The following is a 24000-nucleotide window of genomic DNA, read 5'->3' on the forward strand; positions in this document are numbered from 1 at the left end:
GCTGTCATGTTCACGCGGCCCAGCGGCGAACAACCCCGCCAGGCCCGCCCGCGCTTGGTCCCCCACCGCGCCGACCGGCCCCCGCACACCCCGGTCCCGGCCCGGACAAGGCCCTCCCCCGCACCGACACCGACGCATCGACAAGGCGGCAGCCCGTCCGCCACGTCGACCCACCGCGTTCGGCGCGTCGTTCCCCTCATCGCACCCGCCAAAGGAGACAGCCATGCCCACGAAGCCCCGGCAGAAAGCCGACGACACCGCCAAGAAGGGGGCCGAGCCGGCCCGCCCCGCCGCCGTCACGCGGGCGAAGACGGCCACCCCGCCGGCTCCGTCCATCCACGCCCTCGCGGCGACGCTCATCGCCCCCGCGCCGCAAGTGATCGCGACCCTGCCGGCCGGCACCAAGCCACTGGGGCTGGCGACCAGCCCGCTGGGACCGCCGCTCGCCTACGCGGCCAGCCAGACTTCGGGCACCGTCAGCATCCTCGACACCGGCACCCTCACCATCTCCACCCCCGCCGCCCCGCTGACCGCCCCCGCCGGGGTCTCGCTCACCCCGGACAACGTCTACCTGTACGTGGCCAACAGCGGCGGCAACAGCGTCAGCGTGGTGCAGCGGAACCTCTTCTCGGTGATCAACACCATCGGGGTGGGAAAGAGCCCCTTCGGCATCCAGGTGGGCCCAGACGGCCTGTTCGCCTACGTCGCCAACCAGGACTCGAACACCGTCAGCGTGATCAGCACCGTCGCCCGCGCCGTCGTGGCGACCGTCCCGGTCGGGGTCAAGCCCACCTGGGTCGTGACCGCCCCCAACGACCTGGAGGTCTATGTGACCAACCAGGGCGGCAACTCCGTCAGTGTGATCAGCACGGTCACCAACACGGTGGCGGCGACCATCACCGGCCTGTCGGCCCCCTACGGCGCGGCGATCACCAGCGACAGCCGGTACCTGTACGTGGCCAACAGCACGGCGAACACCGTCAGCGTCATCGACACCACCACCCGGACGATCGTCGCGACCATCCCGGTGGGCGTCGCGCCCTGGGGTGTGACGGTCACCCCGGACAACAGCCACGTCTATGTGGCCAACAACGGCTCCGACACCGTCAGCTACATCGACACGATCACCAACACGGTGAGCAACACCATCGCCGTCGGCCATCAGCCGACCGGGGTCGGGGTCGCGACCAGCGGACTGACCGCCTACGTGTCCAACAGCGGCGCCAACAGCGTCACCGTCCTCGCGCTCATCAACATGATCAGCCCGGCGGCGGGACCTGAGGCCGGCGGCAACATCGTGACCATCACCGGCACGAATCTGACCGGTGCCACCGCGGTGAGATTCGGCCAGGTACCCGGCACCATCATGGCCAACACCCAGAGCCAGATCCTCGTGGTCGCCCCGCCCGGCGTCGGTGTCGCCCAGATCACCGTCACCACCGCGGGAGGCACCAGCAACCCCAAACCGTACGTCTACGCGCCCGGCGGCACGCTGGACAGCCTCGCCCCCGGGGCCGGCCGGACCCCCGGCCGGAACATCATCAGCATCCACGGCAACAGGCTCGCCACCGCCACCCAGGTACGGTTCGGCCCGACGCCCGCCGTGCCCACCGTGGTCAGCGACCAGCTCATCACCGTCACCGTCCCGCCCGCGGCCGCCCCCGGCCTGGTCCCCGTCACGGTCACCACGGCCGGCGGCACCACCCCCGGCACCATCACGTACGCGTACATCGATCCGCCCTTCCTCAGCACCGTGAGTCCGAGCACCGGGCCGATCACGGGCGGAAACGTCATCAACCTCTACGGCCTGAACCTGTCGACCACCAACTCGGTCACGTTCAACGGCGCACTCGTCCAGTACAGCGTCCAGTCCGACACCGTGGTGACCGTCGTCGTCCCGCCGAACCCGGCCCCCGGCACCGCGACCATCACCATCACCACCGACTCCGGCACCAGCACACTCACCGGCGTCTACACCTACGTCTGAGCCGCTCACTCCCCGCTCCGGCGATGCCGTCCACTCCCCAGCACGGATGGGCAGAGCGAGCACCACGCGTGGCGGTGCCCGGGGGCAGGGAACGGCCCCGCCCCCGGGCACGCACACCTCCGACGCCCACCCCGGGAAGACCACACGGGGGTGCGGGTGGCGAAGCCCCCGCCACGCGAGGCGAAGCCGAGCAAAAACGACGAGAGCGAAGCGGCTCGCGCATTCCGCGAGCACACTCCGCCCGCAACCACATGAACCCCGCCCCCCGGCACGCACACCTCCGACGCCCACCCCGGGAAGACCGCACGGGGGTGCGGGTGGCGAAGCCCCCGCCACGCGAGGCGAAGCCGAGCAAAAACGACGAGAGCGAAGCGGCTCGCGCATTCCGCGAGCACACTCCGCCCTCGATCTCGTGGAGCTACGGGGAATTGAACCCCGGACCTCTTGCATGCCATGCAAGCGCTCTACCAACTGAGCTACAGCCCCGCGTCCGCCCGCTTGTCGCGGCGACGAGAAGAAGCATAGCCGGTGAGCGGACCGGAAACGAAATCCTTCGGGACCCCGGCCCAGCCGCCTGCCCGCGGCCGCGGGCTATGTGTCGTCACCCAGCACCGGCTCCGGCACCGTGCCCGCGTTGTGCTCGTTGAGCCGCCAGCCCCGCACCCCCTCGCCCAGCACCGACCAGCAGCAATTGGAGAGGCCGCCGAGCGACTCCCAGCTCACCGGGTCGAGGCCGAGCAGCCGGCCGATCGTGGTCCGGATGGTGCCGCCGTGGCTGACCACCACCAGGACGCCGCCGTCGGCGAGCTTCTCCGCCGCGGCCAGCACCACGGGTGCGGCCCGGTCGGCGACCTCGGTCTCCAGTTCGCCGCCGCCGCGCCGGACCGGCTCGCCGCGCTTCCAGGCCGCGTACTCCTCACCGTGGCGGGCGAGGATCTCCTGGTGGGTGAGGCCCTGCCAGACCCCCGCGTACGTCTCCCGGAGGCCGTCGTAGTGCGTCACGGTGAGGCCGGTGAGCGCGGCCAGCTCGGCCGCGGTGTCGGCGGCCCGCCGGAGGTCGGAGGAGATGATCGCGTCCGGCTCCATCGCGGCCAGCAGCCGGGCGGCCCGCCGGGCCTGGCCGAGACCGGTCTCGGTCAGCTCGATGTCGGTGTCGCCCTGGAAGCGCTGCTCCAGGTTCCAGGCGGTCTGGCCGTGCCGCCACAGGACGATCCGGCGGCCTCGGCCGCCCTTGGCACCGTTCAGCTCAGGCTCCTTCGTCCTCGGCCGCCGCGGCGGCCCGGGCGTGGGCGGATGCCTTGCCGCGGGTGGCCACGGCGTCCTCCGGCAGCCCGATCTCCGGGCAGTCCTTCCACAGCCGCTCCAGCGCGTAGAAGACCCGCTCCTCGGAGTGCTGCACGTGGACCACGATGTCAATGTAGTCCAGCAGCACCCAGCGGCCCTCGCGCTCGCCCTCGCGGCGCACCGGCTTGACGTCGAGTTCCTTGAGCAGGGTCTCCTCGATGCCGTCCACGATGGCCTTGACCTGCCGGTCATTGGGCGCGGAGGCCACCAGGAAGGCGTCGGTGATGGACAGCACGTCGCTGACGTCGTAGGCGATGATGTCGTGCGCGAGCTTGTCGGCCGCCGCCTGGGCGGCGGCGCGGGTCAGCTCGATGGAGCGGTCAGTGGCGGTCACAGAAGCGGCTTTCCGGTCGGGGGCTCGTTTGTCCAAGGGTCTCACGACCCTCCGACACCCCCCGACCGGATTTCGATCACCGGAGTGACCCGGGCGGCCGGAGCGGCCCGGGCAGTACCTATGGCGACCTATGACGCCCTATGACGACCTACGGCGATGTCGTCGACGGCAGCTTGTAGTCCTTGCCGAGCACCACGGTGATGTCGGCGCTGCTCGGGTTGGTCGCCGCCGTGCCGCCCTGCTTCACCGCGGTGGGCGGCAGCCCCAGCGTGGCGGCCACGTCCTTGGCCGCGGCGAGCCGGGCCGGATCGGTGTAGAGCACCTGCGACCGCGCCTGGGTGGTGGAGTCCTTGCCGCCCGGCACCGAGACGTAGGTGCCGCCGTTGACGATCGCCGCCTGAGCGATGGAGGCCGCCTTCGGGATCCCGGTGGCGTCCTCGATCCGGACCCGCGGCTGGGTGCTGCCGCCGGACTGCCTGACGTTTCCGCCGAGCACGTCCTTGACCACCCCGGCGGCGGCCTGGGCGGCGAGGGTGCCGTCCTGCCGCACCGGCATCGTCACCGTGTCGTACGCACCGGTCTTGGCGAGGTTCGCGAGCTGGGCCAGCGAGGCGCCCAGCTCCTTCTCCGTCAGCGACGGGTCGAGGATCTGGCCGAGCCCCTGGATGGTCTTGGTCGCGTCGGCGGCGTCACTCGGCATCTTCTTCAGCACCGCCTGCATGACCTGGCCGAACCGGGCGAGCTGCGCCGACTGCGCCTCGCCGGGAGCCTTGTAGGTGGCGTACGCGACCGCGTCCTGGCCGGTCAGCTCCTGCTGCTTGCCCTGATGGACCAGCGTCGCACCGCTGTCCTTCCCGGTGCCCTTGACCGCCGTGTCGGTGTCCACGAAGACATCGCCGAGGGAGTCGACGAGCAGCTCCAGATACGGCGAGTCGAGCCGCCAACTGCCCTTGATGTCGGTGCCGAGCAGCGAGTTGAGCGAGTCCCTGGTGGGGCCGACGCCGTCGGCGACGGACTTGTCGAGGGTGGTCGCCGTGCCGTCGTCGGCGCTCACCTGGAGGGTGTTGGGGATGAGGACGGTGGTGCCGCGGGCCTTGCTCGCGTTGTCGACCAGCAGGGCGGTGGCGCTGGGGCCGCCGCTCACCGGGAGCAGATGGACCACGATCACATCGCGCTTCTGCGGACCGCCCGCGGCGGCCGGGGCGTTCTTGTCCTTGGCGAGGCCGGGGATCCTGCCCGCGTGCCAGAGGTAGCCGCCGGCGCCGAGCAGCGCCAGGACGACCAGCACCACCAGGCCGGCCTTGCGGTTGCGGCCGCGCCGCTTGGCCTCCTCACGCCGCTCGGTCCGCGACTCGGAGAACTTCAGCCAGTCGATGACCTCTTCCGACTCCTCGGAGTCCTCGTCGAGGAAGGCGAACTGCTCGGTGTGGTAATTGGGTCCGGCGCCATCGGCGTCGGGATCGGACTTGTGGCCGCGCGGCGCCTCGGGATCGCGCACGGCCTGCTGCCGCTGGGTCCCCTGGCCGGGCGGCCGGCCCGCGTCGTAAACGGGGGCCTGCTGGCCGGTGTCGTAAAGGGCCTGCTGGCCCGTGTCGTAAACGGCCTGCCGGCCGGTGTCGTAAACGGGCGGCTGCTGGCCCGTGTCGTAGACGGGGGGTTGCTGACCGGTGTCGTAGACGGGCTGCCGGCCCGTGTCGTATATGGGCTGCCGGGGGTCGGCGGCGGGGCCCGGCCCGCCGTAGTGCCCCGGCGGGCTGTACCCCTGCGGCTGCTGCTGCGGCTGCTCGTAATAGGGCTGCTGTGCCTGCTGCGGGATCCAGCCCGGGGGCTGGCCGCCGGTCTGCTGGCCCCCCTGCCCGCCGGGCTGGCCGCCGTACGCCGGGTCGTGGCCCTGGTAGTACGGATCCGCGTACCCCTGCTGCTGGGGCGCCGGCGCCTGCTGGGGCTCAAGGGGGCGGCCGTACGCGTCGTAGCCGTACTGATGCTGGTAGTAAGGATCCTGCGCGTAGGGGTCACTCTCGTTGTCGGGACCGCCCTCGGCTTGCTGCCAACGGGGGTTTGCGTCGTTCACGAGGAACCCCTTCGTGTGGTTCGTTGCGCGGGTTACCCGGTGGCGTCGTGGTACAGCGCGCGTTTGTCGATGTAGCGCACCACACCGTCCGGAACCAAGTACCAGACAGGATCCCCCTTGGCCACCCGCTGACGGCAGTCCGTGGACGAGATCGCCAGCGCCGGCACTTCCACCAGCGACACACCACCCTCGGGAAAGCCCGGGTCGGACAGGGTGTGCCCCGGACGTGTCACGCCGATGAAGTGCGCCAGTGAGATGAGATCCGCGGCGTCGCGCCAGGAGAAGATCTGCTCCAGGGCGTCGGCGCCGGTGATGAAGAACAGGTCTGCCGCCGGATGCTCCGCCCGCAGGTCCCGCAGGGTGTCGATGGTATAGGTCCGGCCCTCACGGTCAACGTCACTGCGGCTGACCGAGAACTGCGGGTTGGACGCGGTGGCGATCACCGTCATCAGATAACGGTCCTCGGCCGGGGCGACCCTGCGGTCTTCCTTCTGCCAGGGCTGTCCGGTCGGCACGAAGACCACCTCGTCGAGGTGGAAGAGGCTGGCCACCTCGCTCGCGGCCACCAGGTGCCCGTGGTGAATGGGATCGAACGTACCGCCCATCACCCCGATGCGCTGCTTCGTCGCCGCCGACATGCTAGTCGCGGTTGAAGCGGGTGACGATCCACAGCAGGATCAGCAGCACGCCGAGCGCCCCGAAACCGGTGAGATAGGGGCTCAGGCTGTGGTGATGACCGCCGCCGTTCTCGGCGAGGTCAGCGAAACCGGTCAGTGCGGAAGCTGCGACAGGTGACATGGTCAGCGAGACCCTTTGCGTACTCGGGGACGGGGGCGGAAGACACGTGAAGGCTCTGCGCACATCGTACGGGCGGCCTCGGGGGAACTTCGCGCAGGCTCCAGGCGTCCAGCACTGTGAACCGGTTGGCGAGCAGGGGGTTGGGCCAGTATGTCCGAATCGCATGGTACGAGCGGACCGCATGGACCGGACGAAGCGCATGAACCGAATGAACCGAACGCGCCGAACGAGCCGCGTGGCGAACGGGTGAGCACCGAGAAGCTGCCGGGACGCAAGCGCCGCCGCTTCCCCGACATCTCCTCGCGCGCCTACGAACATCCCGCCGACCGCTCCGCGCTGGTCGCGCTCCGCAAGCTCAGCGGTTTCGACACCGTCTTCAAGGCGTTGAGCGGACTGCTGCCGGAGCGAAGCCTGCGGCTGCTCTTCCTCTCGGACTCGGTACGGGTCAGCGACGAGCAGTTCGCCCATCTCAACGCCATGCTGCGAGACGCCTGTTACATCCTGGACCTGGAGAAGGTCCCGCTGCTGTACGTCAGCCAGAACCCGCAGCCGAACGCGATGTGCATCGGCATGGACGAGCCGATCATCGTGCTCACCACCGGTCTGGTGGAGCTGCTGGACGAGGAGGAGATGCGGGCGGTCGTCGGCCACGAGGTGGGTCACGCGCTGTCCGGCCACTCCGTTTACCGCACGATCCTGCTCTTCCTCACCAATCTGGCGCTGCGCGTCTCGTGGATCCCGCTGGGCAACGTGGCGGTGCTGGCGCTGGTCACCGCGCTGCGCGAGTGGTTCCGCAAGTCGGAGCTGTCCGCGGACCGGGCGGGCCTGCTGGTCGGCCAGGACGTACGGGCGTCGATGCGCGGCCTGATGAAGCTGGCCGGCGGCAACCACCTGCACGAGATGAACGTGGACGCCTTCCTGAAGCAGGCCGACGAGTACGAGGCGGCGGGCGATCTGCGGGACTCGGTGCTGAAGATCCTCAATGTGCTGCCGCGCAGCCATCCCTTCACCACCATCCGCGCGGCCGAGCTGCGCAAGTGGTCCGCCTCGCGTGAGTACCAGCGGCTGATGGACGGCCATTACCCGCGGCGCACCGAGGACAAGGACACCTCGGTCGGTGACGCCTTCCGGGAGTCGGCGCAGCACTACGCCGACACGGTGCGGCAGAGCAAGGACCCGCTGATGGGCCTGATACGCGACCTGTCGAGCGGGGCCGGCGACCTGGGCGGCAAGCTGCGCGACCGGTTCACCGGGGCAGCAGCTCCTGCGTCGGGCTCGTCGGCAGGAACAGCTTCGGCCGGGGAAGAGGCGCCGGAGAGCTGAGCGGTGTCGGGGCGGTCCCCGGTGTGGGGCCGTTCCCCACCGTCGGGCCGGACCCCGGTGTCGGGCCGTTCCCCGGGGTCAGGCTCGCCGCCGCCGGGGTGATGAGCGGCGCGCACAGCACGTCGGCCGGTCGCGCGTGGTCGTACGGGTCCGCCCCGGCGGCCGGCCCCTGCGCGGTCCGGCCGGCCAGCACCGGGCGGAAGCCGTCCACGGGCGCGGCGCACGGCAGCGGCCCGGCATCCACCCTCGCCTCGACGAGTTCGATGTGGTGGTCCCGCAGATCCCGGTGGTCGAAGCGGAAGGTCATCTGCCGGCGGACGGTGAAGAGCGACACGGCGCCGGCCACCGAGCCGGGGCCGCGCAGCGCGTAGACGAAGGTGTGGTCGGCGCTGACCTCCAGCATGCTGTCGCCGCTCTCGACGGCGGCCAGGGTGCCCCGCACCCGGATGTCACCGCCCACGGTGATCCGCGCGGCCGGGTCGAACCGCACCATCCAGCCGGTGGCGCCGTACAGCCCGTCGGCCGAAGGGCTGGTGAGAGCGGCGTCGAAGGCGTCGAGCTGGCCCGGGTCGAGCAGGTCCCGCACCCGGCGGATGTCGCCGCCGCTGATCGTCTGCCCGTCGAGCCCGGAGTCGCTCAGGTACTCCTGCGCGGTGGCGTACGCCTCCCGGACCTCGCCCTCGTCGAAGCCGCCGATCCGGTCCACCGCCCGGGGCAGCCGCAGACCGGCGATGCCGCGGTCGTACGAGGCGGCGGGCACCCCGGCGAAGGGCGCGGCGGCCTGCACCGCGGCCACCGGCCCTGAGGGGATCAGCGGGATCAGGGTCACCCGCGGCCGCTCGCCGGGGCCGGGGGCGGCGGCCCGGTAGGGGTGGCGGACGCCCATGTAGATGGCGAAGGCGAAGGAGAGCACGATCAGCAGGATCAGCGCGGCCGCCTGGCGGACGAGGCCCCTGGGCAGCACATGGCGGATCCGGACGGCGCGGGCCGCCCCGTCCAGTCGTTCCCGCGCGGAGAACTCCTGGATGCGGGCAGCCCGCACGAACGACTCGTCGAAGACGACGGACCGGTACTCGTCCTCACCGCCTCCCGGGGCGCCCTCGGGCGGGCCCTCGGGCGGGAACTCAGACCCGCTCATATCAGAAGGTCAAGTCCGTGAGCAGCGGAGTAAACGCCCTGGAGCCGGTCAACTTGACACCGGCTCAGGGTAGCTGGGTGGTCGCGACCGGCTGCTGCTGCACCCGCTGGGTGCCGACCGGACCGCTGGAGGGGGGTGGCGCGGTGGGCTGGCGGCCGCTGCCGGTGCCCCGGTAGACCGCGGCGAAGCTCAGGGCCACCACCCCGATGCCCATCACCACCGCGAGCGCCCAGGCGACCGGCCGGTGCCAGCGGGTACTGCTGCCGCGGTACGGGTGCCCGGCCGCGTACAGCTCATCGGTTCCCGGCACCGCCGCGTCGTCCAGTTCGGGCACGGCGGCGGGCCCGGCCGCGCGCCGCCCCGGTCTGCTGGGGGGCAGCGCTGGACCGTCGGCGACGGCAAGCAACCGTTCCCTGGCCGTGGGCTCATGGAACAGTGCGGACCGTACGAAACTCTCGTCGAGGACTAGGGAGGCGAACTCGTCATCGTCCGGCATCCGTCCAGAGTAATGCGGAAGTTGGCCCTTTGGGCAGGGGAATCCGGACCGTCTGTCAAGCCGTGCTGCGCCGTCCGGGTACGGGTGGGGCAGGGGTCAGCGGATGTGACCGTCGCCGGTGACGATGTACTTGGTCGAGGTCAGCTCGGGCAGCCCCATCGGGCCGCGGGCGTGCAGCTTCTGGGTGGAAATACCGATCTCGGCACCGAAGCCGAACTGACCGCCGTCGGTGAACCGGGTGGAGGCGTTCACCATCACCGCGGCGGCATCGACCAAACGGGTGAAGCGGCGGGCGGCCGGCTGCGACCCGGTCACGATGGCCTCGGTGTGTCCCGAGGACCAGAGCCTGATGTGCTCGACCGCCGCCTCCAGGGACTCCACCACGCCGGCCGCGATGTCGTAGGACAGATACTCGGTCTCCCAGTCCTCCGCGGTGGCGGGGACGACGACCGCCTTGCTGCCGGACGCCTCGGCGACGGCCAGCACCCGGGGGTCGCCGTGCACGGTGACCCCGGCCTCGGCGAGCGCGTCCAGCGCGCGGGGCAGGAAGCGGTCGGCGACGGCCCGGTGGACCAGCAGGGTCTCGGCGGAGTTGCAGACGCTGGGCCGCTGGGCCTTGGAATTGACCAGGATGTCGACGGCCATGTCGAGGTCGGCGTCGGCGTCCACGTACACATGGCAGTTGCCGGTGCCGGTCTCGATCACCGGCACGGTGGAGCCCTCGACCACGGTACGGATCAGGGCGGCGCCGCCGCGCGGGATCAGTACGTCGACCATGCCGCGGGCCCGCATCAGCTCGGTGACCGACTCACGGCTCTCGCCCGGCACGAGCTGGACCGCGTCGGCGGGCAGGCCGGCCCCGCCCACCGCGTCCCGCACCACGGTGACCAGGGCGGTGTTGGAGGCGTGGGCGGAGGAGGAGCCGCGCAGCAGCACCGCGTTGCCGGACTTCAGGCAGAGCGCGGCGGCGTCCACGGTCACGTTGGGGCGGGCCTCGTAGATGATGCCGACCACGCCGAGCGGTACCCGGACCTGGCGGAGGTCGAGCCCGTTGGGCAGGGTGGAGCCGCGCAGCACCTCGCCGACCGGGTCGGGCAGCGACGCCACATGCCGTACGTCGGCGGCGATGGCGGCGACCCGCTCCCGGGTCAGGGTGAGGCGGTCGATGATCGCCTCACCGGTACCGGCCGCCCGGGCCCGCTCGACGTCCTTGGCGTTGGCCGCGATGATCTCCTGGGTGCGGACCACCAGGGCGTCAGCGATGGCCAGCAGGGCGTCGTCCTTCGCCGCCCGGGGCAGCGGTCCGAGATCCGCGGCGGCGGCGCGGGCCCGGTAGGCCGCGAGCATCACGGGGGACTTGGGCAGCGGCGAAGGCAGCGTCATGGGTGCAGCCTACCGAGTGAGCCGCGGCCGGCGGGGCCCTCAGAACGGGTGGACGCCGATCGGGACCGCCGGCGGCGGACCGTATCCCTCGGCGAGCCGCTGATGGTAGGTCGCCCGGTCGATGACCTCGAGACCGACCGTCTCCCACGGCGGCAGCCCGGCCGTGGCGCGGTGCTCGCCCCACAGCCGCAGCGCGATGGCCGCCGCGTCGTGCAGGTCGCGGGCCTCCTCCCAGTAGCGGATCTCCGCGCGGTCGGTGGCGTACCGGCTGGTCAGCAGGAAGGGGTGGTCGTTGGCGAGCTGTTCGAGGCCGCGTCTGACCTCGGCGAGCGGGGCCGCGGGCCCGGAGACGTTGAGGGTGATGTGCCACAGCCGGGTGCTGGGCGGTCCCTCCGGCCGGGGCCGGCCACCGCTGTCGCCGGGCTCGGCGGCCGGGGCCGCGTCGCATCCGGGGCCGGAACCGTCGACACTGACCAGAGCACGGTCGGCCCTGCCCCTGGCGGGCGGCCCTGGGCGCCCTCGTTGCACCGGCGGCCTCCCTGTGGGTGACGTTCCCGAGGGCATCCGCGACTACCGGTGCGGACGATCCCTGGGCATCGGGTCTTCGTCAAGTTGAGCAGGCTCCGGCGAGGCGCGCGGCCGTTTCGCACAAGAAGCAGGTCAGGGGCGGGTCAGCGGACGTCAGGGGGCCGTCAGGGGGCGTCAGGGACGCAGCAGGACCAGGTCGTCGCGGTGCACGACCTCCCGCTCGTAGGCGGGGCCGAGCTCCCTGGCCAGGTCCCGGGTGGAGCGGCCCAGCAGCCGGGGCAGCTCGCGGGCGTCGAAGTTGACCAGGCCGCGGGCGACGGCGCGGCCGTACTCGTCCAGCAGATCGACCGGGTCGCCGGCCGCGAACTCGCCCTCGACGGCGATCAGTCCGGCCGGCAGCAGTGAACTCCCCCGCTCGGTGACCGCGCTCACCGCGCCGGCGTCGAGCCGCAGCGAGCCGCGCGGGGTGGAGGCGTGCGCCAGCCAGAGCAGCCGGTCGGCGGAGCGCTTGCCGGTGCGGTGGAAGAGGGTGCCGGTGGGCCGGCCGGCCAGCGCATCGGCGGCGTGCACGGCGGAGGTGAGCACCACCGGGATGCCGGCGCCGGTGGCGATCCTCGCCGCCTCGACCTTGGTGACCATGCCGCCGGTGCCGACGCCCGCCTTGCCCGCGCTGCCGATGGAGACGCCCTTGAGGTCGGCGGGCCCGGCCACCTCGGCGATCCGGCTGGCGCCGGGGGTACGGGGGTCGCCGTCGTAGAGGCCGTCCACGTCGGAGAGGAGGACCAGCAGGTCGGCGTGGACGAGATGGGCGACGAGGGCGGCGAGCCGGTCGTTGTCGCCGAACCTGATCTCGTCCGTGGCCACGGTGTCGTTCTCGTTGACGACCGGCAGGGCGCCCATCGAGAGCAACTGCTCAAGGGTGCGGTACGCGTTGCGGTAGTGGGCGCGGCGGGCCACGTCGTCGGAGGTCAGCAGCACCTGGCCGACCCGGATGCCGTAGCGGGCGAAGGAGGCGGTGTAGCGGGCGACCAGCAGGCCCTGGCCGACACTGGCCGCGGCCTGCTGCCTGGCCAGGTCGCGCGGGCGCTTGGCCAGGCCCAGCGGGGCCAGGCCCGCCGCGATGGCGCCGGAGGAGACCAGCACGATCTCCCGCTGCTCGCGTGCCGTGGCCAGCACATCGACCAGGGCGTCCACCCGGTCGGCGTCCAGCCCGCCCGACGCCGTGGTCAGCGACGAGGAGCCGACCTTGACCACGACCCTGCGGGCCCCCACCACGTCCTGCCGCGCCGCCGCTGTCACTGACCGTTCCTCAAAGCCGTCGGGGAAACCCGCGGTGCAATCTACGCGAAGCAGCGTGGGTGGCGCCCGGCGGTCCACCCCTCGGGCGGCCGGCCGGGTGAACCGCGGGAGGAACGATTCGCCCGCTCGTACGGGCGCGCGATAGCGTCCAGCGCGATCAGCTTTTCCGCCGGTACCAGCGGTTCCGGGCACGTCCGGCACCGCCGGCCGCGCCCGCCGCGCCGGCACCGCCGGCTCGCCGCCGGTCTCACCGCTCCCACGTCCTACGAGGTCTTCCATGGCGCCACAGCTCGGCACGGTTACCAAGGCTGTCATTCCTGCGGCGGGTCTGGGGACCCGGTTCTTGCCGGCGACGAAGGCGACGCCGAAGGAGATGCTGCCGGTGGTGGACAAGCCGGCGATTCAGTATGTGGTGGAGGAGGCGGTGGCGGCGGGTCTGGCGGATGTTCTGATGATCACGGGGCGGAACAAGCGGCCGTTGGAGGATCACTTCGACCGGAATTACGAGTTGGAGGAGGCGTTGACGCGTAAGGGGGACGCGTCGCGGCTGGCGCGGGTGCGGGAGTCGAGTGATCTGGCGACGATGCATTATGTGCGGCAGGGTGCGCCGAAGGGGTTGGGGCACGCGGTGCTGTGTGCGGAGCCGCATGTGGGGGATCAGCCGTTCGCGGTGCTGCTGGGTGATGACCTGATCGATCCGCGGGATCCGCTGCTGGCGCGGATGATCGAGGTGCGGGGGCGGTACGGGGGCAGTGTGGTGGCGTTGATGGAGGTGGATCCGGAGCAGATTCATCTGTACGGGTCGGCGGCGATAGTGCCGACGGGGGAGGGGGATGTGGTGCGGGTGACGGGTCTGGTGGAGAAGCCGGAGGCGTCGGCGGCGCCGTCGTCGTATGCGGTGATCGGCCGGTATGTGCTGGATCCGGGGGTGTTCGAGGTGCTGCGGAAGACGGCGCCGGGGCGGGGCGGGGAGATCCAGCTGACGGACGCTTTGCGGGTGCTGGCCGAGCGGGACGGTGAGGGGGGTCCGGTGCACGGGGTGGTCTTCACCGGGCGGCGCTACGACACCGGCGACCGGGGCGACTACCTGCGCGCGATCGTCCGGCTCGCCTGCGAACGCGAAGACCTCGGCCCGGACTTCCGCGCCTGGCTGCGCACCTACATCACCGAGGAGATGCACGAGTAGCCCACGGGCACCAGCCCGGCGAACGCCGCCGCCCGCGGCGGGCACGGCCGACGGCCGGTCGGCGGCACACCCGCGTCAGCGCGCGGCCCGCGGATCGCCCGCGGCAGGCGGCTCGCCCGCGGCAGGCGGCTCGCCGGGCGGGCGGCGCCCGGCCGGCATCGGCGGCACCGTCGCTGGTCGACGGCACCCCCCGCCGGGTCGAGGTGGGGCCCCGCCTTGTGCGGTGGTTTGCCGGGTGGCGGTCCGTTGCGGCTCGTCGCGCGGTTCCCCGCGCCCCTATCGGGTCCCACGGCCCGCACCGCGCGGTCAGGGCCGCCGGCGGGCGGTTAGTGGCGGTGGCGCCAGCTTGACCAGGCGGAGGAGACCATGTCCTCAAGGTCGTGGCGGGCGGTCCAGCCCAGCTCGCGGCCGATCAGTTCGGCGGAGGCGACCACCCGGGCCGGGTCGCCGGGGCGGCGGGCGACCACCTCGGGGGTGATGTCGGCCCGCCCGGTGACCTTGCGGATCATCGCGATCACCTCGGCGACCGAGACGCCCTCGCCGCGGCCGATGTTCAGCGCGAGCCGGGCGGACGGGTCGGCGGCCAGCCGGCGGGCGGCGGCCAGGTGCGCGGACGCCACATCGGAGATGTGGATGTAGTCGCGGACACAGGTGCCGTCCGGCGTCGGATAGTCGTCACCGAAGATCCGCGGCGACTCCCCCGCCTCGATCCGCTCGAAGACCATCGGGATCAGGTTGAAGACACCGGGGTCGCCCAGCTCGGGGGTGGCCGCGCCCGCAACGTTGAAGTACCGCAGCGACGCCGTCGCCATGCCGTGGGCCGCGCCGGCCGCCGCGACGAGCCACTCGCCGGCCAACTTGGTCTCGCCGTAAGGGCTCATGGGCAGGCAGGGGGTCTGCTCGGTGACCAGGTCGACGTCCGGCATGCCGTAGACCGACGCGGACGAGGAGAACAGGAAGCGCTCGACGCCGGCCGCGGCGGACGCCTCCAGCACGGTCCGCAGCCCCTCGACGTTTTCCCGGTAGTAGGAGAGAGGGCGCTGCACCGACTCGCCGACCTGCTTCTTGGCGGCGATGTGCAGCACCCCGCTGACCTCGTGGCGGCGCAACACCTCACCGACGAAGGGCAGATCGAGGATGGTGCCCCGCTCCAGCGGCACGCCCGCGGGCAGCCGGGCCGGGTCGCCGGTGGACAGGTCGTCGAGGACGACGACCCGCTCGCCGCCGTCGACCAGCTCCTTCGCCACGTGTGAGCCGATGTATCCCGCACCGCCGGTGATCAACCACGTCATGGCGGCCATCGTACCCAAGGCCGCCGACACCGCCCGCCGACACCCACCGACACCCGCCGGCCCCGCCCGCCGTCGGGCTGCCACCGCCCGCCGTCGCCGACCGGGCCCGGCCGCCCCGGCGCGGGACCGGACCGGACCTTTGAACGATCCGTGACGGGACTCTGAACAGCCGGTGACACGTGTGGGATACGCTATGGAGCTGCGAAGACCGTAATTCCGACCTGAGGTGGCTGTGTCAAGAATGACCAACGCGGCTGAGGAGATGGCCGGCAACACACCGGACATCAGCGTTGTCGTTATCGTGTACAACGACGCCGCCCGGCTGCCCACGGCGGTGCGGTCCGTGCTCGACCAGTCGCTGCGCAACGTCGAGGTCATCATCGCCGACGACTGCTCCACCGACGACTCCTACCAGGTCGCCCAGCGGCTCCAGGCGTCCGACCCGAGCCGGGTGCGGGCCATCCGGCTGCCGGAGAACAGCGGCGGCTGCGGCGAACCCCGCAACCAGGGCATCAAGGTGGCCCGCGGCCGCTACGTCATGTTCCTGGACAGTGACGACATCCTCGATCCGCACGCCTGCCGCAACATGCTGGACGCGGCCGAGCGGACCGGCGCGGACCTGGTCTCCGGCAAGTGCGTCCGGGTGCACGTGGACAGCCGCAACAACAAGCGGGCCGACTGGTATCCGTGGCTCTACCGCACCACCCGGACCCTCGACAGCATCGCCGAACTCCCCGATCTGCTGGTCTTCGACACCCTGTCCACCAACAAGTGCTACCGCCGGGAATTCCTGCTGGAAAAGGGACTCACCTTTCCCCGCGGCATCCATTACGAGGACCTCCTTTTCTCCGCGCAGGCGTATCTCGCGGCCGAACGCATCACGCTGATTCCGCAGACGGTCTACCACTGGAACGTGGTGGAGAAGACCGAGGCGAAATCCATCAGCAACCGGCGCCACGAGATCAACAACTTCGCGGACCGCCTTGAGGTCCACCGCCGGGTGGACGCGATCCTGGAGCGCCGCGGTCTCGCCGAGCTGAAGCTGCACAAGGACACCAAGTTCCTCAAGCACGACCTGGTGCTCTACCTGCGCGACCTGCCGTTCCTCGACGACGGCTACCGGCACCGGTTCGCCGAGATGGCCAACGGCTACACCAGGGACTTCCCGCGGGAGGCGTTCGAGGCGCTGGACCCGATCCACGCGATCTGCGCCTATCTCCTCCTCCAGGAGGACTGGCGCAATCTGATGCCGGCCATCGACACCCTGATCAACCGCAACAAGCTCTCCTCGCCGCTGATCGAGCGGGACGGCCGGGTCTACTGGTGCGCCGACCATCTGGACGACCCGCACGCCCGGGACATACTCGACGTCACCGACCGCAATTACCACGGCCTCCAGCTCAACGCCCTGTCGCTGCGCGACGAGCTCACCGGCTACCACGAGGACGCCTCGGGGGCGGTGCTCGACGGCCGGGTGGTCAATCCGCTCGGCGTCATCCCGCCGACCGCGAAGATCAGGGCCGAGCTGGAGTTCAAGGCCCGCCGCCGCAGCCTGCGCAACTACCGGGTGCCGGTGGACACCGTGCGCCACGACGGGGACTTCATCACCTGGCACGCCGAGGTGCCGCTGCGCAAGATGCTGCGCCCGCTGGGCGTGCTGGACGAGGTGTGGGACATCCGGCTGCGGCTGACCGCCGACGGAAAGACCACCACGGGCAAGATCACCGCGGGCAACATCGACCTGGAGAGCGGCGGCACGATCGTGGTCCGCCCGCTGCTCACCCGGGCCACCGCCGACCGGCTCAAGCCGGAGATCTCGGCCAAGGGCCACCTCGCCTTCGTGCTCACCCAGCACAGCAAGACCGCCCGGGTCGGCCGCGCGCTGCTCGAACGCAACCTTCAGGGCCCGCCGGCCCGCGCCGCCAAAACGGTGCTGCGGGCGGCCCGCGACGCCCGGCGGCGGATGGACTCGGGCCCGCGCAAGATCGCCGGCTACCACCAGATGCTCAAGGTGCTGCCGGTCCGCAAGGGCAGCGTGATCTTCGAGAGCCACCTCGGCAAGCAGTACAGCGACAGCCCCCGCGCGATCTATGAGGAGCTGCGCCGCCGCGGCGCCCCGATCCACGCCGTCTGGTCGTACGACGGCCGGACCCCGACCACCGACTTCCCCGACGGCGTGGAGCTGGTGGAGCGCTGGTCGTGGAAGTATCTGCGGGCTCTCGCCCAGGCGGAGTTCTGGATCGACAACCAGGGCTATCCGCTGAAGCTCGCCAAGCGGCCGGAGACCACGTACATCCAGACCTGGCACGGCTCGGCGCTCAAGCGGATGGGCTTCGACGAGCCGAAGTACCGGATCATGTCCGAGGTCGACCAGGAGGAGTACCAGCGGGCGCTGAACCGCTTCGACCACTTCGTGGTGCGCTCCGAGCACGATGTGCGCACCCTGGCCCGTGCCTACCGGCTGCCGGAGGCGAGGCTGCTGCGGACGGGCTATCCGCGCAACGACGCTCTGGTCAAGGGCAGGGGCGCCACCGAGCGCCCGCCGGAGGTACAAGAACTGGCGGAGCGGCTCAAGCTGCGGCCAGGACTGCCGGTGGTGCTCTACGCGCCGACCTTCCGGGCGGCGGCCGACGGCAAGGTGCAGGCGTTCGAGGCGCCCTTCGACGTGGAGGCGTTCGCCGACCGCTTCGGGGACGACTTCACCCTGCTGGTGCGCTCCCACTACCTCAACAAGGTGACGCTGCCGCCGTCGGTCGCGGGCCGGCTGATCGATGTCACCGGGGTGCCGGACATCACCCCGCTGCTGCTGCTCTCCGACGCGCTGATCACCGACTACTCCTCGGTGATGTTCGACTACGCGCTGCTGGAGCGGCCGATCGTCTTCTACGCCTACGACTGGGAGGAGTACGCGCACGACATCCGCGGTACGTACTTCAACCTGCTGGAGGAGGCTCCGGGGCCGGTGGCGCGGACCCAGGACGAGCTCTTCTCGACGCTTTCCGACCTCGACGCCGTACGGGCCAAGTACGGCGACCAGGTGCGTGACTTCGTCGCCAGGTACGGGGAGTTCGACCGCGGCGACGCGGCGGCCCGGATCGCGGACCGCTTCTTCGGCCCGGCAGGGGGGACCACCACCCGATGAACACGACGCATGAGCAGCCGGAGACGACCGGGCGGCCGGCGACGGCACAGCCGGCGCGGCGGGACATCTTCTTCGTCGCCAACGAGGTCGACGAACTCGGCGGCGTCGCCCGCTGGCAGGCGCAGATGGCCGGGCTCTTCGCCGCGCGCGGCCACAAGGTGACCATCGTCGGCATCGCGCCGGCCGAGGTGCCGATGGACCTGGGCGCCAACCCGCCGTTCGACACCGTGACCCTCTACGACGTCCGGCCGCCCGGCAGGTGGCGGCCGAAGGGGCTGCTCGACCGGGCCAATCTGGCCGCCCGCCGCACCGAGTCGGCCCGGGACAAGGGCATCGAGCGCGCGGCGGCGAAGCTCTCCGCGCTGTTCCGCGCCGCCGGGCCGGGCGCCATGATCATCGTCACCCAGGTGTGGGCGATGGAGTGGGTGGAGCTGGCCGACACCGCGGGCCACCCGGTGATCGGGATGAGCCACGAGTCGTACGAGTACTCGCGGCAGTCGTCCCGCTTCCTGCGGGTGGCCAAGTTCTACAAGGACGTGGACCGGCTGCTGCTGCTCACCCAGGAAGACGCCGACCTGTGGGCGGGCCGCGGGCTGAACAACGTCGGCTTCATGCCCAACCCGCTGCCGATGATGCCCGAGGTGCCGTCGCCGCGCACCGAGAAGGTGGTGGCGAGCGTCGGCCGGCTCAGCCACCAGAAGGGCATCGACATGCTGCTCGACGCCTGGGCGGAGGCGGCCCCGAAGGCGCCCGGCTGGCGGCTGCGGCTCTACGGCGCCGGTGAGCTGGAGGCGTCGCTGAAGAGCCAGTGCACCGAGCTGGGCCTGGACGACTCGGTGGAGTGGGCGGGGCAGACCGGTGACGTGCCGGGCGCGCTGCGCGGCGCCTCGGTGTTCGTCCAGTCCTCGCGCGGTGAGGGTTTCCCGCTGGCGCTTCTTGAGGCGATGGCCTGCGGGCTGCCGTGCGCGGCCTTCGACTGCGCGCCGGGCGTGCACGAGATCATCGAGGACGGGGTGGACGGGCTGCTCGCCCGGCCGGGCAACACCTCGGAGCTGGCCCGCCAGCTCGTCCGGCTGATGAACGACGCTGAGGAGCGGGACCGGATGGGCGAGCTGGCCCGGCGCAATGTGCAGCGCTACACCCCGGAGTCCATCACCCGGCGCTGGGAAGAGCTCTTCGCGTTCCTGGAGCGCTGAGCGGCCCGGCTCCCCTCGCCCTGAAAACGCCAGACCGGCGCGTCCCCACCTCGGTGGGTGACGCGCCGGTTTCGTCGCACCGGACGCCGCCGGGCGGCGGGCCGCTAGCCGCGGGCCGGCTGGGCCTCGCGGAGCGGCTCGGTCTCGGGACGGGGGCCGGGGAGCTGGGCGGTCCGCCCGTCGGGGCCACCGCGGTCGAGCCAGCGCTTGGGGGTGTGCTTGCGCCACCACTTCTCGGCCGGTTCCTCGACGAAGGTGAAGAGCGCCCAGGCCAGTACGTTCACCACCACGCCCATGCCGAGCAGGGTGAAGAGCACCGCGTTGTTGTCGGGCATCCGGCCCCAGGTGTAGGTGGCGAGCCGGCTGATCGAGTGGTGGATCAGATAGAAGCAGTACGACCAGAGGCCGAGCATCACCAGCGGCTTGGTGTTCAGGATGCCGTGCAGACCGCGCACCTCGCGCTGGACGAACGCCAGGATGATCAGCGCGGCCAGGATCGCGATGATCGGGCGGACGGTGAAGTCGAGTTGGGCCACGGTGCCGGCCGACAGCCGGGCCCGGCCCTGGTAGTAGCCGTAGACGTAGGCGATCAGCAGGGCCACCGGCACCACCGGGCGCAGCGGCAGCCGCCAGCCGCGCTTGATGGCCAGCGCGAGCGTCATGCCGAGCACGAACTCCGGCAGGTAGACGACCGGGTTGCGCATGACCCAGCCGGCGTGCGACGGGGAGTAGTGGGCGGTGGCGAACCAGTCGACGGCCCACATGCCCATCAGGCCGAGCACGGTGGCCACGGCGAGGAAGCGGGTGCGCAGCCGGACCGCGATGCGGCCCAGCAGCGGGAAGAGGGCGTAGAAGAGCAGCTCGACGCTGAGCGTCCAGGTCACTTCGTTGCCGGGCAGGGTGGGGGTGACCTGCGGGAACCAGGTCTGCACCAGGAAGACCGAGGAGATCAGGCTCGGCCAGTGGATGGTGAGGTGGGCGCGGATGTAATAGGCGTAGACGCCCAGGACCAGGGCCACAAGATGGGCCGGCCATATTCGGCCCACCCGGCGCCAGTAGAAGACGCCCGGATGCTCGTGGGACTTGAAGACCCACATCATCAGGAAGCCGGAGAGCACGAAGAAGAAGGTGACGCCGTGCCCGCCGATCTCCGAGTAGGGGAAGATCAGCGGCGACCGCCCGAAGCCGGACCCACCGCCGGTACCGGTGAAGTGATGCGTGAAGACTGCGAAAGCCGCGAAGAATCGCAGGCTCGTCAGGGAATCCAGGCGCTTGGGCAACGCGGCCGCACCGGCCCTGAAGCCTCGTATTGGCATAGGTATGCGATCAACTTCTGGGAGACGGCGGAGATTCAGCGGAAAGACTGCGTAAGCATGCAGACTAATACGATCTTCCGATGAACACTAAGTGAAGAGCGTCCACGCTGTCCAGGATGGAACGGCCTCCTGTGCGGGAGCTGTGTCTACACCGATTTGTCGACTCGATCGACTTTTACAGCTCTGCCGGCTCTGCCGACTTAGGCGATCTTGGCGGCCTTGCCAACCTTGGTGGCCTTGCCGACCTTGGTGGCCTTGCCGACCTTGGCGACGCTGTTGACGCTCCGCGTCCGCGGTCAGCGGCCCATCAGCCGGCGCAGGCGGCCGCCGGCCACCCGGCGGGCGCCCTGCATACCGTCGGCGACCCGCAGGATCAGCGCGCGCCCGGCGGTGATGTGGGTCTGCACCAGCAGCACCTGGCCGGTGGGGCGCACCACTGCCCCGCGTCGCGCCTCCTGCCCGTCGGCGGCCCGCACCTCGACGGGGGTGCGCTGGTCGGTGCCGGCGTAGCGAATCTCCGCCCGGACATGCCAGATCGCGAGCCGGCCGCCACGGGCGAGATCCGCGGTGTTCAGCCGCAGCGCCGCCGTCCAGCCGTCGCCCTCCCGCACCAGCGGGGTCTCCAGGTCGATCGCGGGCTTCACCGTGCCCCGCTCGGTCAGCTCCACCCGCAGCGCCACCGGGTGCAGCGCGGCGAGCCGTCCGTAGAGCTCGTAGACCCGCAGCGAGAGCCGGGTGTGACTGCCGGTGCGCACCCGGGCGTCCACCATGACCGGCAGCGCGGCCGGTGCCAGCTCGTCGAGCTCGGGCGGCGGCACCGTGCCGTAGGGCGGGATCAGCCGCGGCGGGCGGGCGGCCAGCTCCACCAGCCGGCCGATGCCGGCCGCCCCCGGCTCCGGCTTCTCGGCGTGCGTCGCGGTCAGCGCCCGCACCGTCCAGCGGGCCGGCACCGTGGCCAGCGCGACGCCCTCCCGGTCGAAGCCGCCGACGTAGTCACGGGTGATCCGCCACCACTCCTCGACGTACTCCGCGTTGCGCTGCGGCAGCTCCCTGACGTACATCGGCAGGTCGTAGTCGAGGAACTTCGCCTGCGCCGCCTCGGCCAGACCGTACGCGCCCGCGTCCTGGAAGGTGTCCACCACGCCCCGGTGCGCGGCGATGCGGTGCCGCCAGTTGGCGATGTCGGCGCGGCGCAGGGAGATCGACAGCTTGGCCGCCTGCCGCCGGACATACCAGATGTAGACCGGTACATCGGTGATGACCAGCCGCGGCCGGGCCGCGTAGAGGCGGGCGGTGAAGACGAAGTCCTCGTAGTGGAAGGCGCCGTCGGGGAAGGTCAGTCGGCGGTCGCGGAGGAAGGCGGTGCGGTAGAGCTTGTTGACCGAGAGGGTGTCCCAGAGCAGCTCGGGGTGGTCGGCGATGCCCTGGAGGACCTGTCCCGGCAGGGTGGCGCCGGCCGCCGTGTCGTAGAGGTTCGGCGCCCAGCGGGTCTCCCGGCCGTCCGGCAGCTCACGGCGGAGCACCTGCCCGGCCGTCACGTCCGCGTGGTGCGCCTGCGCGAGCGGCAGCAGGGCGTCGACGGCGCCGGGCGCCAGCTCGTCGTCGCTGTCGAGGAAGAGCAGATAGGGGAAGGCCGCGGCGCCGATGCCGTCGTTGCGCGGGGTGCCGCAGCCACCGCTGTTGGTGGTGCGCGGCAGCACCCGCACCCGCGGGTCGTCCTCGAATGCCGCGAGCACCTCGGCCGTGGTGTCGGTCGAGCAGTCGTCGACGACGATCACCTCGCCGACCGCGTCACCCTGGGCGAGGGCCGATCCGACCGCCGTGCTGACATGTTCGGCGTCGTTGTAAGTGATCACGACGACGCTGACGCGTGCCTTCAAGGACCCTCGCTTCTGATCGGCTCTCAGAGTCCTAAGAGTAGTATTCGCGGCTTTCGGTTGTGCACACCGGGGTGAATCTTCCAGGCGTACCTTGCGGAGGTTTGCTGAACTTTGGGGGATCGACCGGTTAGCGGCCGGTATCGCGCCGGGGCCGCCCTAGGCTGACAGAGGAGCGAGCTGCCGGTAACCGGAGCCGCACCCTCCGTATTCGCGCGCGGCTCCGGAAGTGAACCCATGCGACTGTCGATCGTTGTCCCCTGCTACAACGAAGAGGCCGTGATCGACCTCTTCGACCGGCGGATCCGGGAGACACTGGACTCCCTCGCCGTCGACTACGAGCTCTGTTACATCGACGACGGCAGCGGCGACGGCACCCTGGAGCGGCTGCGGCACCTCACCCGGGACCGCGCGGGCCGCGCCCGCTACATCTCCTTCAGCCGCAACTTCGGCAAGGAGGCGGGCATCCTGGCCGGCCTCAAGGACGCGGCGGGCGACGCCGTGGTGATCATGGACGCCGACCTCCAGCATCCGCCGGAGCTGATCGGCCGGATGGTCGAGCTCTACCGGGCCGGCCACGACCAGGTCGTCGCCCGGCGCGGCCGAGAGGGCGACAAGCCGGTGCGGACCGCCGTCAGCCGGCTCTACTACCGGCTGGTCAACTCCTGGGTGGACGTCGAACTCACCGACGGCGTGGGCGACTTCCGGCTGCTGTCCCGGCGGGCGGTGGACGCGCTGCTGGCGATGCCGGAGTACAACCGCTTCTCCAAGGGGCTCTTCTCCTGGATCGGCTTCGACACCGTCACCTTCGACTACCGCAACGCGGCCCGCGGCGCCGGGGAGACCAAGTGGCGGTTCGGCGCGCTGGTCAACTACGGCCTGGACGGCATGATCTCGTTCAACAACCGGCCGCTGCGGCTGGCCATATACCTGGGTACGGCGCTGGTGGCGGTCGCCGGGCTCTACGCGGTGACCGTGACCGTGCTGGCGATGGCCGAGGGGCCGGACGTACCCGGGTATGTGACGCTGCTGGTCGCGATCGTCGGCCTCGGCGGACTTCAGATGCTGATGCTCGGGCTGATCGGCGAGTACATCGGCCGTATCTACTACGAGACGAAGCGGCGCCCGCACTTCCTGGTCAAGGAGACCAGCGCGTCACGGATCCTCACGGCGCGGCAGGTGAGCCCTGTGGGGCGGGTGGACGCGCGGTGAGGCCGGGCCGGGGAGGTCAGGTCAGGGCGGCGAGGTCAGGGCGGGGAGGCCAGGGCGGCGAGCCCGGCGCCGCGGTGG

At 71.3% G+C, this 24000-nt stretch carries 19 protein-coding genes and 1 tRNA gene; 6 read left to right on the forward strand and 14 right to left on the reverse strand.

Going from position 1 to position 24000, the window contains the following annotated elements:
- Positions 1-223 precede the first annotated feature (223 nt).
- Complete coding sequence (locus OG519_RS09990) at positions 224-1987, forward strand: IPT/TIG domain-containing protein (RefSeq protein ID WP_405581453.1); 1764 nt, start codon at positions 224-226, stop codon at positions 1985-1987.
- A gap of 413 nt (positions 1988-2400) precedes the next feature.
- Here OG519_RS09990 and OG519_RS09995 read toward each other — a convergent pair.
- The 6 genes from OG519_RS09995 to OG519_RS10020 form a co-directional block, all read right to left on the reverse strand.
- Positions 2401-2473: transfer RNA gene (locus OG519_RS09995), tRNA-Ala, on the reverse strand.
- Positions 2474-2578: 105 nt separating this feature from the next.
- Positions 2579-3232, reverse strand: coding sequence for a histidine phosphatase family protein (locus OG519_RS10000; protein WP_405592600.1), 654 nt, complete (start codon positions 3230-3232; stop codon positions 2579-2581).
- A gap of 1 nt (position 3233) precedes the next feature.
- Entirely contained in the window at positions 3234-3665 is a 432-nt protein-coding gene (gene rsfS, locus OG519_RS10005; protein ID WP_405581456.1) for a ribosome silencing factor, read from the reverse strand.
- A gap of 148 nt (positions 3666-3813) precedes the next feature.
- A complete protein-coding gene (locus OG519_RS10010) occupies positions 3814-5736 on the reverse strand; it encodes an LCP family protein (RefSeq protein ID WP_405581459.1) in 1923 nt (640 codons plus the stop codon).
- 32 nt (positions 5737-5768) lie between these two features.
- Entirely contained in the window at positions 5769-6374 is a 606-nt protein-coding gene (gene nadD / locus OG519_RS10015) for a nicotinate-nucleotide adenylyltransferase (RefSeq protein WP_405581462.1), read from the reverse strand.
- Position 6375: 1 nt separating this feature from the next.
- Complete coding sequence (locus OG519_RS10020) at positions 6376-6534, reverse strand: hypothetical protein (RefSeq protein WP_405581464.1); 159 nt, start codon at positions 6532-6534, stop codon at positions 6376-6378.
- A 150-nt stretch (positions 6535-6684) separates the two neighbouring features.
- Here OG519_RS10020 and OG519_RS10025 point away from each other — a divergent pair, with 150 nt between their 5' ends.
- Positions 6685-7857 (forward strand): M48 family metallopeptidase, encoded by a 1173-nt coding sequence (locus OG519_RS10025; protein ID WP_405581467.1) that lies wholly within the window; start codon positions 6685-6687, stop codon positions 7855-7857.
- Here OG519_RS10025 and OG519_RS10030 read toward each other — a convergent pair.
- The 5 genes from OG519_RS10030 to proB all read right to left on the reverse strand — a co-directional run bounded on the left by OG519_RS10030 (position 7781) and on the right by proB (position 12677).
- The gene (locus OG519_RS10030) at positions 7781-8995 is read right to left on the reverse strand and encodes a hypothetical protein (protein WP_405581470.1); all 1215 of its coding nucleotides are present in this window, start codon (positions 8993-8995) and stop codon (positions 7781-7783) included. The genes OG519_RS10025 and OG519_RS10030 overlap by 77 nt on opposite strands.
- A 64-nt stretch (positions 8996-9059) precedes the next feature.
- Positions 9060-9491 carry a hypothetical protein gene (locus OG519_RS10035; RefSeq protein WP_405581473.1) on the reverse strand — a complete coding sequence of 144 codons (432 nt, stop codon included), beginning with the start codon at positions 9489-9491 and terminating at the stop codon, positions 9060-9062.
- Between the two features lie 96 nt (positions 9492-9587).
- Positions 9588-10874, reverse strand: coding sequence for a glutamate-5-semialdehyde dehydrogenase (locus tag OG519_RS10040; protein WP_405581476.1), 1287 nt, complete (start codon positions 10872-10874; stop codon positions 9588-9590).
- 39 nt (positions 10875-10913) lie between these two features.
- Positions 10914-11402 carry a hypothetical protein gene (locus OG519_RS10045; protein ID WP_405581479.1) on the reverse strand — a complete coding sequence of 163 codons (489 nt, stop codon included), beginning with the start codon at positions 11400-11402 and terminating at the stop codon, positions 10914-10916.
- 174 nt (positions 11403-11576) lie between these two features.
- Positions 11577-12677 carry a glutamate 5-kinase gene (gene proB, locus OG519_RS10050; protein WP_405592602.1) on the reverse strand — a complete coding sequence of 367 codons (1101 nt, stop codon included), beginning with the start codon at positions 12675-12677 and terminating at the stop codon, positions 11577-11579.
- A gap of 301 nt (positions 12678-12978) precedes the next feature.
- On the opposite strand from proB, the gene galU reads away from it, so the two are divergent.
- Positions 12979-13887 (forward strand): UTP--glucose-1-phosphate uridylyltransferase GalU, encoded by a 909-nt coding sequence (gene galU / locus OG519_RS10055; RefSeq protein WP_405581482.1) that lies wholly within the window; start codon positions 12979-12981, stop codon positions 13885-13887.
- Between the two features lie 326 nt (positions 13888-14213).
- On the opposite strand, the gene galE is transcribed toward galU, so the two are convergent.
- Positions 14214-15179 (reverse strand): UDP-glucose 4-epimerase GalE, encoded by a 966-nt coding sequence (gene galE / locus OG519_RS10060; protein ID WP_405581485.1) that lies wholly within the window; start codon positions 15177-15179, stop codon positions 14214-14216.
- A 241-nt stretch (positions 15180-15420) separates the two neighbouring features.
- Here galE and OG519_RS10065 point away from each other — a divergent pair, with 241 nt between their 5' ends.
- Positions 15421-18321: a CDP-glycerol glycerophosphotransferase family protein gene (locus OG519_RS10065; protein ID WP_405581488.1), complete on the forward strand. Its 2901-nt coding sequence runs from the start codon at positions 15421-15423 to the stop codon at positions 18319-18321.
- Positions 18318-19517 carry a glycosyltransferase gene (locus OG519_RS10070; RefSeq protein WP_405581491.1) on the forward strand — a complete coding sequence of 400 codons (1200 nt, stop codon included), beginning with the start codon at positions 18318-18320 and terminating at the stop codon, positions 19515-19517. The genes OG519_RS10065 and OG519_RS10070 overlap by 4 nt, the downstream gene beginning before the upstream one ends.
- 104 nt (positions 19518-19621) lie before the next feature.
- On the opposite strand, the gene OG519_RS10075 is transcribed toward OG519_RS10070, so the two are convergent.
- A complete protein-coding gene (locus OG519_RS10075) occupies positions 19622-20797 on the reverse strand; it encodes an acyltransferase family protein (protein ID WP_405581494.1) in 1176 nt (391 codons plus the stop codon).
- A gap of 332 nt (positions 20798-21129) precedes the next feature.
- On the reverse strand, positions 21130-22713 hold the full coding sequence (locus OG519_RS10080; RefSeq protein ID WP_405581497.1) for a glycosyltransferase: 1584 nt from the start codon (positions 22711-22713) through the stop codon (positions 21130-21132).
- A 234-nt stretch (positions 22714-22947) separates the two neighbouring features.
- Between OG519_RS10080 and OG519_RS10085 the strand changes: the two genes are divergently transcribed.
- On the forward strand, positions 22948-23922 hold the full coding sequence (locus OG519_RS10085; RefSeq protein WP_405581500.1) for a glycosyltransferase family 2 protein: 975 nt from the start codon (positions 22948-22950) through the stop codon (positions 23920-23922).
- Positions 23923-24000: the final 78 nt, after the last annotated feature.

The organism is Streptomyces sp. NBC_01190 (assembly GCF_045039895.1).
GTDB lineage: Bacteria > Actinomycetota > Actinomycetes > Streptomycetales > Streptomycetaceae > Actinacidiphila.